Below are 12,174 nucleotides of genomic sequence, written 5' to 3'. Positions count from 1 at the left end.
GAGGCACCGCCATGCCGCCCCGCCCCACACTCCTGCTGGCCGCCGCAGCATTGGTTGCCCCAACGCTCACCATCCCTCCACCGACGGCGACCGCCGCCCTCGCGTCGGCCGCGCCCACCGCGGCAGCCGCGGTCGCGGCGGCTGGCAAGGGGGCAGTTGGCTGGGAGACTTTGCGGCAGCTCGACCGGCTGCCGTACCTGTCACCCGGCACCAGCACCCGCCAGTTCTCCAGCTTCGCGCGCGACGGCAGCAACGCCGACGGCGGCCCGTCGGCCTGCCTGCGCGAGACCGCGGCCGGCTGCGTGATCGCCGAGGACTCCGGCCCGGGCGAGATCGACTCGATCTGGTTCACCAGGCTGCGCAACGGCATACCGGACGTGACCGACACCGGCACGATCACGATCACGCTGGACGGGACGACGATCCTCAACAGGTCGCTGAAGGACGTGACCGACGGCGCGGTGGGTGCGCCGTTCGTGTATCCGCTGGTGGCGAACGCGAGCCAGGCCGGCGGCGGGTTCCAGATCAAGGTGCCGATGCCGTACACGCGGTCGATGCGGATCGTGGTCCAGCACAACCCGAACTACTACCACGTGAACTACCGGCACTTCCCGGACGCGGACGGCGTCACCACGTTCTCGATGTCCGACCCCGCGAACGACGTACTCGACAAACTCCGGGCAGCCGGTACGGCGGACCCGAAGCCGGCCGCGCCCGGTACGACGACCGCCGGGCAGACGCATGCCCTGGGCAACGGTCAGGAGGTCTCGTACGGCAGCCTGCAGGGACCCGGTGCGATCAGCGCGCTGAAGCTGCGGTTCGTCGGGGTGAAGCCGTCGGACGCGCAACTGGCCGGGCTCCGGTTGAAGATCGCGTTCGACGGGCGGACCACCGTGGACTCGCCGGTGGGGGAGTTCTTCGGGACCGGCCTCGGCGCGTACGCGGTGAAATCGCTGATGTTCGCCGCCGACCCGGCGCCGGGCGGCTGGTTCACGGCCTGGTGGCCGATGCCGTACCGCGAGTCCGCGACCGTCTCGCTGGTCAACCGGAGCGGCGCCGCGATCGGTGACGTCGAGGTTCAGTTGAGCAGCGCGCCGGACGCCAAGTGGACGGACGACCTGCTGCCCGGCGGCCCGGCGGCCTACTTCACGGCGGTGTCGCACAGCGGCCGGACCGCGTGGGGCGACGACTGGCAGGTCGCGAACCTGACCGGGCGTGGCAAGCTCGTCGGGATCGCGCAGACGATGTCGATCGGCGCCGAGATGGGGACGAACCGCGGGTACCTCGAGGGCGACGAGCGGGTGTACGTCGACGGGTCGCTGTCCCCGCAGCAGCACGGCACCGGGACCGAGGACTTCTACGAGGGCGGCTGGTACTTCGCCGGCGGCCCGTTCAGCCGGGCGTTCACCGGCAACACGGCACACGAAGTACAGGCGGCGGGGTGTGCGCGGGAGTGCGACGCGGTCTACCGGCTGCTGCTGAACGAGTCGATGTCGTACGACTCGTCGTTCCGCTTCGGGATCGAGCACGGGCAGCAGAATGACTGGATCGCGGACTACGGCTCGACGGGGTTCCTCTACACACAGCCGACCGTCAGCACCCGGGAGACGGACGCGTTCGACGTCGGGGACGCCGCGTCGCGGACGGCCCACGGGTACGGCGACGACGGCGGGACGGAGGCGGCGTTGACGAGCGTTGCCGAGGGCGATCTGGACTATCTGCCGATGACGGACCGGGTCCGGTCGGGGATCAGCCCGATCAGTTTCCGGATGGCCGTTGACGCTGCGAACCAAGGGGTGTTGCTGCGGCGGACCGCCGACCAGGCGGCGGCGTACCAGGAGGCAGCCGTCACAGTGGACGGCGTACCGGTGGGGACGTGGCGGGAGCCGCTCGGGAACGGGACGATGCGGTGGCTCACGGACGAGTTCCCGTTGCCTGCGTCCGTGACGGCGGGGAAGAGCAGCGTGCAGGTGACGCTGACGCCGACCGGTCCCGCGTGGACTGCCGCGCGCTATGTGGCCGCCACTATCGTCCCGGCCTACCTGCCTGGCGGTACTGACGCACCTGCCGGTGTTACCGCGACCCCGCGGGAGCATTCGGTGCTGCTGAACTGGGACGCCACGCTCGGCGCCACGTCGTACCGGATCTACGCCTCGACCAGCGTGGACGTGCCGATCACGGCGGCGAACCTGGTCGGGTCCTCACCGGTGCCGGCGTACCTGCACAAGGCGGTCCGCGGCAGCCGGTACTACAAGGTGGTCGCGGTGGACGCGGCTGGGAACGCCAGCACACCGACGGCCGCGCTCGCGGCCGCTCCACGACCGGCGACCGTGTCGGACGTCGACGGGGATGGCAAGGACGACGTCGTCACGTTCACCCGCGGCGACACCGCGGATGTATACGTATCCACCGCGACCGGCTCGCGGTTCGACGGCGACGGGCAGCTCTGGCACCCGTCGTTTGCCCCTGGCAACGAGATCCCGCAGACCGGGGACTTCAACGGGGACGGGCGCGACGACATCGTCACGTTCACCCGCGGGACCAAGCACGAGGTGTGGGTCGCGCTGTCGAACGGCGTGAACGGCTACCTGCCCGCGGAGCGCTGGCACACGTTCTTCGCGCTCGACGGCGAGGTCCCGATGGTCGGCGACTTCAACGGCGACGGCAAGGACGACATCGTCACCTTCACGCTGGGGACGACGCACGACGTGTACGTGTCGCTGTCCGACGGGACGAAGTTCGTGCAGACGAGCTGGCTGTGGCACGGCGACTTCGGGCTGCCCGGCGAGGTCCAGGACGTCGGCGACTTCGACGGGGACGGACGTGACGACATCGTGACCTTCACCCGCGGGACAACGGCCGCCGTGTACGTCGCGCTGTCCGACGGCAAGTCGTTCCTCGGGACCGGGTGGAAGTGGCACGGGCACTTCGCGGTCGGCACCGAGACTCCGGACGTCGGCGACTACAACGGCGACGGCCGCGACGACATCTCCACCTTCACCGGCGGTACGGCGGGAGACGTGTACGTCGCGACCTCGACCGGCGGGTCGTTCACCGGCGACGGGGACGTGTGGCACAGCTCGTTCGCGTACAACGCCGAAGTCCCCGGGTCCGGGGACTTCAACGGGGACGGGCTGTCCGACATCGTCACGTTCACCCGCGGGACCGCCGCCGACGTGTACGTCGCGACGTCCAACGGCCACGACTTCGTACCGGATCCGCAGGCGCCGCTCTGGCACGACCACTTCGCCGCGGGCACCGAATGGCCGGCGCCGTCGGCGCTCAGACCGTCCTGAGGGTCGGGTAGTCGTGGAAGAAGTCGACGAGCATCCGGGCAGTCTTCGCCGGCTGGTCGATCGCTGGTGAGTGACCGGCGTCCGGGATCACCTCGGCCTCGACGCCCAGCGCGGCAGCCATCGCCTGCTGCGCTGGGATCGGCCAGCCGTCGTCGGTCGCGCCGTACAGGACCTGCTTGCGGACACTGGTCTTCGCCAGCTGGTCGGTCTTGTCCTCGGCGTCTGTCAGCCGGCGGGTGATCTCGGCCAGGCTCAGCGGCACGTTGCTGGTGAACCGCTTCCGGAGGAACGCCGCCACGTCCTCGGGCGGGGCGACGTACCCGGGAGCCTTGCTGTCGTGGTCGAGCTTCAGGTCGTACACCTGCTCGATCGGCAGGTTGTCCAGGCCGTACGCGAGCATCTGCAGGCTCTGCAGCGTGGCCTCGTCGGTGAACGCGCCAGGGCCGGAGCAGAGCAGGCTGATCGTCGAGAACACCGACGCGTCGGTCAGCACCGCCTCCCGCGCCACGAGCCCACCGAACGAGTGCCCGACCAACTGGCTGAACCCGCCGAGCGCCTTGCTCATCGCTACGACGTCCGCGCCGAGCTCCGCCAGTGAGTAGGCCGCCCTGTCGGCCGGGCCCGCGGTCTCGTACTGCCCGCGCTGGTCGACGGCGACCGTACGCCAGCCGTAGCGGCACAGGTGGTCTACGAGCGGCGTGAAGTCCTCCTTGCTGCCCGTCCAGCCCGGCACCAGCAGCACCGTGCCGAGCGGCGTGCCGATCGACGGCACGGCGGTCAGCGTGGCGAACGAGCCCCGCTCGGTCTCGAGTGTCACGGGGTGCACCCCGTCGGGCAGCGTCAACGTACGCGGCGTACTCACAGGTAGAAAGACTAACCGGTCACCGCACAACCCGCCCCCCGAGCGGAGCGAGGGGGCGGGGTTCTTCAGGCTTCGCAGTGCGGCACAATGGCCGCGTGCCTCGCACTCTTGCGGTCGCGAATCAGAAAGGCGGCGTGGCCAAGACGACCACCGTCGCCACGCTCGGCGCGGCCCTGGTCGAGCTCGGCCTCCGCGTGCTGCTCGTCGACCTGGACCCGCAGGCTTGTCTGACGTTCTCGGTCGGTATCGATCCGGAGGACCTGGACAAGTCCGTCCACGACGTGCTGCTCGGCGGCGTCCGGGCGCGCGACGTACTGATCGAACTCGAGGACGGACCGGACCTGCTGCCGGCGACGATCGCGCTGGCGACGGCGGAGGTGCAGCTGGCCCGGGAGAGCGGCCCGGAGCAGGTACTGCGGACCGCGCTCCGCCCGCTGCGCCCGGCGTACGACTGGATCATCGTGGACTGCCCGCCGACGCTCGGACTGCTGACGGTGAACGGGCTGTCCGCCGCCTCGGACGTACTGATTCCCTTGCAGTGCGAGACATTGGCACATCGTGGCGTAGGGCAACTACTCGACACCGTGCACGACGTCCAGCGGCTGACGAATCCCGGACTGCAAGTGCTAGGGGTGCTGCCGACGCTGTACGACGGGCGGACGACACATGCGCGGGCCGTGCTCGAGGGGATCGCGGACACGTACTCGTTGGACGTGCTGCAGCCGGCGATCCCGAAGTCGATCCGGTTCGCGGAGGCGCCGGCGATCGGTGAGACCGTGCTGACCACGGCGCCGACCTCGCCCGGTGCGAAGGCGTACCGGGCGTTGGCCGAAGCGCTGGCTCACTGACTGGCGGGCTGCTTACGCAGCTTGTGGCGGAAACGCCACAGCGGTACGGCGATGATCGCCAGCAGGATCAAGAACGGGAGGAGTGCGCCGGCTGCGGTCGCGAGGGCTGAGAAGACCGCGGCGAACGCATGCCATCCGCCCTTGAGACCGGCGACGAAACCGGTGTCCTTCTTCGGCTCGGGCGGTGCCGGTTTCCCCTTCTCCGTCAGGGTCAGCGTGAGGGTGGCGAGGTCGGTCTGCAGCGAGAGGTTCTTCTGCTTGGCCAGCAGGGCTTCCAGGTCGGACTCGCGACGGGTGAGCTCGCTCTCGACCGAGACGATGTCGCCGATCGTGTTCGCCTTCGTCATCAGCGCACGCATCCGATCCAGGCTCGCGCGCTGCGACTCGATCCGGCTGGCCACGTCGACGACCTGCTCGGTGACGTCCTGGGACTCCTGGTGGATCTGGAGGCGCTTGCCGATGTCCGAGAGTTGCTGGATCGCGGTCTCGAACGACTTGGTCGGCACCTTCAGGACCAGGTTCGACCGGGTGATGTTGCCGTCCTGGTCGCTGGCGGTGTCCTCCGACGCGACCTGGCCGTCGAGACCCGCGATCGCGGTGACAGCCTTCTGCCGCATCGCCGACACGTCGTCCCCTTCGACCGTCAGCGAGCCGGTCTTGATGATCGCGCGGGTGATCGTGGGATCGCCCTGCCCGGCCGACTTCCCCTGCGCGGCCGACTTCCCCTGCGCGGCCGACTTCCCCTGCGCGGGCGCCTGCGGCTTGCCCACCGCCCCTGAATCCTGCTTGGCCGGCGCGGCCGCACCACTACTCGCATGCTCGTCGTTCGAGGCCCCACCACACCCGGCCAGCACCAACACCCCGACCACAACAGCAACCAGCTTGATCCGCCCCATCACCCAGCCCCTCTCGTTGTGATTACCGCCTTAGGACGGTCAGCACGGGGCTGGGTGTTGCAGCTTCAGATCACCGTTCGGAAACGTTCGGGTGGCCGGCCGGGTCGGAGCCCGGCCGGCGTCACCTCATTCGGGTGCTTTGAACAGCGGTGCGGACGCGGTCTTCGTGGCTCGCTTGGCCGGAGCCTTGGTCGCCTTCGCAGCAGCCTTCTTGGCCGGCTTCGCAGCAGCCTTCTTAGCCGGCGCCTCCGCAGCCGCCTTAGCCGTCTTCCGGGCCGGCTTGACCGGCGTCTCCGCAGTCTCGGCTGCCTTGGCAGCCGTCTTCCGTGCCCGCTTGGCAGGCGCCTCCGCGGTTTCGGTCACCTTGGCGGCCGTCTTGCGGGCCTGCTTGGCCGACGTATCCGCGGTCTCGGTCGCCTTCCGCGCCTGCTTGACCGGTGCCTCGGCGGACTCAGGGGCCTTCTTGGCGGCCGTCTTGCGGGTCCGCTTCGCGGGGGCCTCCACGACTGCCTCTGGCTCCGTGGCGGCTGCCTTTCGCGTACGCGCCCGCTTGACCGGTGCCTCAACAGTCGGCGCTTCAGCAGCGGGTGCTTCAGTCGCCTTCTTTGCGGTGGTCTTGCGGGTCCGCTTCGCAGGAGCTTCCTCGGTCGGCTCCGGCGTACCGGCAGCTGCCTTCCGCGTGCGCGTCCGCTTGACCGGCGCCTCAGCAGCCGGTCCTTCAACAGTCGGCGCTTCAGCAGCGGGTGCTTCAGTCGCCTTCTTCGCGGTGGTCTTGCGGGTCCGCTTCGCAGGAGCCTCCTCGGCCGCCTCCGGCGTACCGGCAGCTGCCTTCCGCGTGCGCGCCCGCTTGACCGGCGCCTCAGCGGCGGGCGCCTCTGCAGCAGCCACCTCCGTGGCAGGCGTGTCAGTAGCCGGGGTGGCTGCCTTGGCCGCCGTCTTCCGTGTGCGCTTCGCGGGTACTTCTTCGGCGGCTACCTCGACAGGCTCGACCTTCGGGGCGGCCGTCTTCCGCGTGCGGGTTCGCTTGGCCGGCTGTTCCGCAGGCGTGTCGACCGCGACCGGCGCCTCAACCGACGCCGTCGGCTCGGCAACCTCCGCGCTCGGCTGCTCGGCAGCTACCTCCGGAGTGGCCTTCGCCTGCAGGGACTCGCCGGAGCGGCGGTTGCGGTTGCGCTTGCGGGACTTCCGGGCCGGCGCCTCGTCCGCGACGGTCGGCGGCACCTCGGTCTTCGTCGTCACATCGGCGAGTTCCTCGACCGGCTGCCCGGCGCGCGTCCGCTTACGGGTGCGGTTGCGCTTGCGGTTCCTGCTCCGGCCGGAGCGTTCGCCGTCGCCCTCGGTGTGCTCGCGGCGGCCCCGCTGCTCGCGCTGCTCGCGTGGTTCGCGGACCTCGTGGGACTCGCGCGCCGCACGGATCCGGCCCTTCGCCTCGGACGGGATGCCGAGGTCGTGGTACAGCTCCGGCGAGGTGGAGTAGATCTCCTGCGGCTCGTCGTACGGCAGGTCGAGCGCCTTGTTGATCACCTTCCACCGGGTGAGGTCCGGCCAGTCGACGAACGTGACGGCGATACCGCTCGCCCCGGCGCGCCCGGTGCGGCCGATCCGGTGGATGTAGGCCTTCTCGTCCTCGGGGCAGGTGTTGTTGATGACGTGCGTGACGCCCTCGACGTCGATCCCGCGGGCCGCGACGTCGGTGCAGATCAGTACGTCGACCTTGTCGCCGCGGAACCGGGTCAGCGCCCGCTCCCGCGCCTGCTGGTTCAGGTCGCCGTGGATCGCCGCCGCCTTGAACCCCCGGTCCTGCAGGTCGTCGGTCAGCCGGGACGCCTCGCGCTTGGTCCGGCAGAAGATCATCACCCGGCCGCGGTCCTCGGCCTGCAGGATCCGGGCGACGACCTCGGGCTTGTCGAGGTCGTGGGCGCGGTACACGAACTGCGCCGTGGTCGGCACCATCTGAGTGTCTTCGTGCGACTCCGCGCGGATGTTCAGCGGGTGCCGCATGTGGGTGCGCGCCAGGCCGATCACGGCCGACGGCATCGTTGCCGAGAACAACATCGTCTGCCGCAGCTCGGGCGTCTTGCGAAGGATCCGCTCGACGTCCGGCAGGAAGCCCAGGTCGAGCATCTCGTCGGCCTCGTCGAGGACCAGGACCTTGATGTGGCCGAGGTCCAGGACACCACGGTTCGCCAGGTCCAGCAGGCGTCCCGGCGTACCGACGACGACGTCGACGCCGTTCTTCAGGGCATCCAGCTGCGGCTCGTACGCGACGCCGCCGTAGATGGTCAGGACCCGGACGGAGCGCACCGTGGACGCGGTCACCAGGTCCTTGGCGACCTGGATGGTCAGCTCGCGGGTCGGCGTCACGACCAGCGCCTGGGGCTTGCCGGGCGCGGCCAGCTCCTCGTAGTCGGCCTCGCCGGGCGAGATGGTGCGCTGCAGCAGCGGGATGCCGAAACCGAGGGTCTTGCCGGTACCGGTACGCGCTTGCCCGATCAGGTCGGTGCCCATCAGGGCTACCGGGAGGGTCATCTCCTGGATCGGGAAGGGTTCGACGATGTTGACGCGGTCGAGCGCGTCACAGATCTCGGGGAGCACCCCGAGCTCTCGGAAGGTGGTCAGGCTGATCGCCTCTCACATGCTTGTGCGGACAGATGCTCTGTGGCCGGGCGCCTGGGGCCGAACAGCCCCGATCGTGAGGCGCGGGGACACTGTGCAAGCACCTCGCACCAGCTTGCCCATGTGGGCGCGTCACCGGCGAATCGCCCACCAGTGTAACCACAGCAGCTGTCAACGCCGCCCCGTGTGGCATGCGCCACTGCCCCGCGAACCCCGACACCGTCCCGAGCACCCCCACAACCCTTTCCGTTCCTTGCCCTTCCGCACTCAGCCCCAGGCCCCCCGACACGGCGCCAGACACCCTCCACCGCCGTGTCCCGCCCGGTGGGTCTCCGCGCCTCAGGCGTGGGTTGCCCGACGCGGTGCCGGGCACCGTCTACCGCCGTGTCCTGTCCGGTGGGTCTCCGCGCCTCAGGCGTGGGTTGCCCGATGGGGTGCGGGGCACCGTCTACCGCCGTGTCCTGTCCGGTGGGTCTCCGCGCCTCAGGCGTGGATTGCCCGATGGGGGGCCGGGCACCCCTTCATCACCGATCTTCTGTCCGATGGGTTTCCGCGCCCGAGACGCGGACTGCGTGATCGGGTGCCGGGCAACCCCTTCATCACCCATTTCCTGTTTGTCGGTTTTCCGCACTCGGGCGTGGGTTGCCCGATAGGGTGCCGGGCATGGAGCAGACGGCCTTTGACGACCCCGCCTACCGGGCCGCGGCGGTGGACCTGCTGGGTGTGCTCGCGTACGGCGAGCTGACGGCGTTCGAGCGGATGGCCGAGGACGCCAAGCTGGCGCCGACGCTGGACGACAAGGCGGAGCTGGCGGCGCTGGCGACCACCGAGTTCGGGCACTTCCAGCGGCTCCGCGACCGGCTGGTGCAGCTCGGCGTGGACCCGATGGACGCGATGCGGCCGTTCGTGACGCCGCTGGACGCGTTCCACGACCACACCGCGCCGTCCGACTGGCTCGAAGGCCTGGTGAAGGCGTACGTCGGGGACGGCCTGGCGAACGACTTCTACCGGGAGATCGCGTCGTTCGTGGACGCCGGGACCCGGGCGCTGGTGCTGGACGTGTTCGCGGACTCCGGGCAGGCCGAGTTCGTGGTGGACCGCGTCCGGGCCGCGATCGACGAGGACCCGAAGCTCGGCGGCCGGCTCGCGCTGTGGGGCCGGCGGCTGGTCGGCGAGGCCCTCAGCCAGGCGCAGCGGATCGCCGCCGACCGGGACCCCCTGGCCGCCCTGCTGGCCGGCAGCGTCGACCGCCCCGGCCTGGACCTGGCCGCGATCGGCCGGATGTTCACCCGCCTCACCGAGGCCCACACCGCCCGCATGACCGCCCTCGGCCTCCAGGCCTAACCTCCGGGCCTGACCTCGCGCGCTCCCGCCAGGCCCGACCTCCAGGCCTGACCTCGCGCGCTCCCGCCAGGCCCGACCTCCAGGCCTGACCTCGCGCGCTCCCGCCCCTGCCGTTCCGCACCTCCCCGAGCCCTCCTGTTTCCGCACAACCCTCCACTTGAGGGGGCAACCCTGGCAAGGCGGCGGACGCCTGCCTCGAGCAGGGCAACTCCGCGCAGAGCTGCGACCCGCGCCGGGCGGGGCGGGCCCGGGCCGGGCGACGGTCGCCTGCGCCGGGTCGGCCGGCTGCGGGTGGGGCGGCGGGGGTCTGTGTCGGGTGGGGTGGTGCTTCGTGGGGCGGCGGGGGTCTGTGTCGGGTGGGGTGGTGCTTCGTGGGGCGGCGGGGGTCTGTGTCGGGTGGGGTGGTGCCGGGCAGGGCGACGGCCGCCTGCGTCGGGTGGGGTGGTGCCGGGCAGGGCAACGGCCGCCTGCCCTGGGTGGGGTGGCGGCCGTTGGGTGGTGCCGGGTCAGGCGGTTTTGGCCTTGCCGTTGCGGGCGGAGATGATCGCGATGACGATCGCGGCGCAGACGACCTGGATCAGGTACTGGATCCAGTCCGGCCCGGGAGTGTCCTTGACACCCAGGAAGTAGGCGATCAGACCACCGATGAAGGCGCCGATGCCGCCGCCGAGGATGGTCCAGCCGAGGCTGATGTTCTGCTTGCCGGGGAGCACCAGCCGGGCCAGCGGCCCGAAGATGATGCCCGCGATGAGGCTGACGATGATCATCCAGATCCAGTAACCCACGATTCCTCCTAGAGGGTGGTTGACCTGCGTCTCGCCTGGTGCCCCGTGCACCAGACCACTTCGAACGCAGGTCTACCGCCATCGTGCCCGCTGGGAGACCCCGTGCAACCCGGACACGCGCGACTGTGTCCGGAACGCGATCAGATCGCGCCGAAGCCGACCTTGCGGGCCGAGACCTCGCCGATCTCGACGTACGCGAGCCGGTCGGCCGGTACCAGCACCTTCCGGCCCTTGTCGTCGGTCAGCTCGAGCAGACCGGACTTCCCGCTGAGCGCGTCCGCGACCAGCTGCTGAACCTCTTCCGGGCTCTGCTCGCTCTCCAGAACCAACTCGCGACTGGCGTGCTGTACGCCGATCTTGACCTCCACGAAACCCTCCGGGCACACGCTCCGACCGGCGGCTCTCGCCGGTGACGCTTCGAGCCTATCCGCTGCCGGCGCCGGGCCCGCACCCGTCCGCCCAGAGCAGAACCTCCGAGGTGAACCTCCGAGCAGAACCGCAGGCGGACCCTCGGGCGGAACCTCAGCCGTCGGTCCGGGGGAACCCGCGAATACCGCGCCAGGCCAGCGAGGCGACCAGGTCGGCGGCGTGTTCCTGGGGGAGCGTCGGGTTGCCGGCACCCAGCCAGTACCGGGCGCTGACCTGGGCCATGCCGACCAGGCTGACCGCCAGCACCATCGACTGCTCGCGGTTCAGGCCGGCGTCGGCGCTGATCACCTCGGAGACCGCCTCGGCGCACGCGTGGGTGACCCGGTCGACCCGCTCGCGGACGGCCGGCTCGTTGGTCAGGTCGGACTCGAACACGAGCCGGAAGGCGCCCTGCGCGTTCGCCACGTAGTCGTAGAACGCGTGCATGGTGGCGGCGACCCGGAGTTTGTTGTCCTCGGTCGACTTCAGCGCGTCCTGGACGGAGGCGACGATCGCGTCGCAGGAGGTGTCCAGCAGCGCGAGGTACAGCTCGAGCTTCCCGGGGAAGTGCTGGTACAGGACGGGCTTGGACACGCCTGCGCGGTCCGCGATGTCGTCCATCGCGGCGGCGTGGTACCCGTTCGCGACGAAGACCTCCTGGGCCGCCTCGAGCAGTTGCGCGCGGCGCGCCAGCCGGGGCAGGCGGCTGCCGCGTTTGGGTGCGGTCTCCGGTGTCGTCGACACGGCGGGCTCCTTCGGTGGTGCGCTCCGGCGGCGGTCTGGGTCCGGCGCCAGGTCGTTCCACGAATCCTACCCACCGGTCTTCCCGGCCAGTAGCTTCCCCGCCGTCCAGGTTTCCATCGTGGTAGAGCGAGGAGGTTCCAACGTGGTAACGATCACGTGTCTCAGCGGTAGTCGTCCTCGTCTCCGGCGTCGCTCACATCGTGCCGCTGTTCCTCGACGTCGGCCGGGTCCGCCTCGTTCGGCAGGTCGCCGTCGCCGGTCTCGTCGTCCGTCACGGCTGAACCCGTGCGCTGCTCGAGCACGTCCGCCTCGGGCGCGTCGTCGGGCAGGTTGCCGTCGCCCGGACCTTCGTAGTCGGTCTCGCTGGTCATCCGG

Annotated in this window: 10 protein-coding genes; 3 read left to right on the top strand and 7 right to left on the bottom strand. The window is 70.4% G+C overall.

Annotation, left to right across the window (positions count from 1 at the left end):
* Positions 1-11: 11 nt before the first annotated feature.
* Positions 12-3,296, top strand: a complete 3,285-nt coding sequence (locus AB0M51_RS30900; RefSeq protein ID WP_363751585.1) for a DUF2961 domain-containing protein — start codon at positions 12-14, stop codon at positions 3,294-3,296.
* Here AB0M51_RS30900 and AB0M51_RS30895 read toward each other — a convergent pair.
* Positions 3,283-4,158 (bottom strand): alpha/beta hydrolase, encoded by an 876-nt coding sequence (locus AB0M51_RS30895; protein WP_363751583.1) that lies wholly within the window; start codon positions 4,156-4,158, stop codon positions 3,283-3,285. The genes AB0M51_RS30900 and AB0M51_RS30895 overlap by 14 nt on opposite strands.
* Positions 4,159-4,253: 95 nt before the next feature.
* Here AB0M51_RS30895 and AB0M51_RS30890 point away from each other — a divergent pair, with 95 nt between their 5' ends.
* A complete protein-coding gene (locus AB0M51_RS30890; protein ID WP_363751581.1) occupies positions 4,254-5,006 on the top strand; it encodes a ParA family protein in 753 nt (250 codons plus the stop codon).
* Here the strand turns inward: AB0M51_RS30890 and AB0M51_RS30885 are convergent.
* On the bottom strand, positions 5,000-5,902 hold the full coding sequence (locus AB0M51_RS30885) for a DUF4349 domain-containing protein (RefSeq protein ID WP_363751579.1): 903 nt from the start codon (positions 5,900-5,902) through the stop codon (positions 5,000-5,002). The two genes, AB0M51_RS30890 and AB0M51_RS30885, sit on opposite strands and share 7 nt — an antisense overlap.
* A gap of 126 nt (positions 5,903-6,028) precedes the next feature.
* Entirely contained in the window at positions 6,029-8,497 is a 2,469-nt protein-coding gene (locus AB0M51_RS30880) for a DEAD/DEAH box helicase (protein ID WP_363751577.1), read from the bottom strand.
* Between the two features lie 684 nt (positions 8,498-9,181).
* Here AB0M51_RS30880 and AB0M51_RS30875 point away from each other — a divergent pair.
* Entirely contained in the window at positions 9,182-9,862 is a 681-nt protein-coding gene (locus AB0M51_RS30875) for a ferritin-like fold-containing protein (protein WP_344193237.1), read from the top strand.
* Positions 9,863-10,368: 506 nt separating this feature from the next.
* On the opposite strand, the gene AB0M51_RS30870 is transcribed toward AB0M51_RS30875, so the two are convergent.
* From AB0M51_RS30870 to AB0M51_RS30855, 4 genes are all read right to left on the bottom strand, one after another.
* Complete coding sequence (locus tag AB0M51_RS30870) at positions 10,369-10,647, bottom strand: GlsB/YeaQ/YmgE family stress response membrane protein (RefSeq protein WP_344193239.1); 279 nt, start codon at positions 10,645-10,647, stop codon at positions 10,369-10,371.
* A gap of 140 nt (positions 10,648-10,787) precedes the next feature.
* Positions 10,788-11,015 carry a DUF3107 domain-containing protein gene (locus AB0M51_RS30865; RefSeq protein WP_344193241.1) on the bottom strand — a complete coding sequence of 76 codons (228 nt, stop codon included), beginning with the start codon at positions 11,013-11,015 and terminating at the stop codon, positions 10,788-10,790.
* A 154-nt stretch (positions 11,016-11,169) separates the two neighbouring features.
* The gene (locus AB0M51_RS30860; RefSeq protein WP_344193243.1) at positions 11,170-11,799 is read right to left on the bottom strand and encodes a TetR/AcrR family transcriptional regulator; all 630 of its coding nucleotides are present in this window, start codon (positions 11,797-11,799) and stop codon (positions 11,170-11,172) included.
* A 161-nt stretch (positions 11,800-11,960) separates the two neighbouring features.
* Positions 11,961-12,170, bottom strand: a complete 210-nt coding sequence (locus tag AB0M51_RS30855; RefSeq protein ID WP_344193245.1) for a hypothetical protein — start codon at positions 12,168-12,170, stop codon at positions 11,961-11,963.
* Positions 12,171-12,174: the final 4 nt, after the last annotated feature.

Origin of the sequence: Kribbella sp. NPDC051137 (assembly GCF_040682535.1) — a bacterium.
Taxonomy (GTDB): Bacteria; Actinomycetota; Actinomycetes; order Propionibacteriales; family Kribbellaceae; genus Kribbella; species Kribbella karoonensis.
The sequence above is the reverse complement of the archived record's forward strand: the minus strand, read 5'-3'. Positions and strand labels throughout refer to the sequence as shown.

What these genes read in the sequence shown, in the direction of transcription:
- AB0M51_RS30900 (WP_363751585.1), top strand. Translation starts at nt 12, where the DNA reads ATGCCGCCCCGCCCCACACTCCTGCTGGCCGCCGCAGCATTGGTTGCC.
- AB0M51_RS30885 (WP_363751579.1), bottom strand. Translation starts at nt 5,902, where the DNA reads ATGGGGCGGATCAAGCTGGTTGCTGTTGTGGTCGGGGTGTTGGTGCTG.
- AB0M51_RS30875 (WP_344193237.1), top strand. Translation starts at nt 9,182, where the DNA reads ATGGAGCAGACGGCCTTTGACGACCCCGCCTACCGGGCCGCGGCGGTG.
- AB0M51_RS30855 (WP_344193245.1), bottom strand. Translation starts at nt 12,170, where the DNA reads ATGACCAGCGAGACCGACTACGAAGGTCCGGGCGACGGCAACCTGCCC.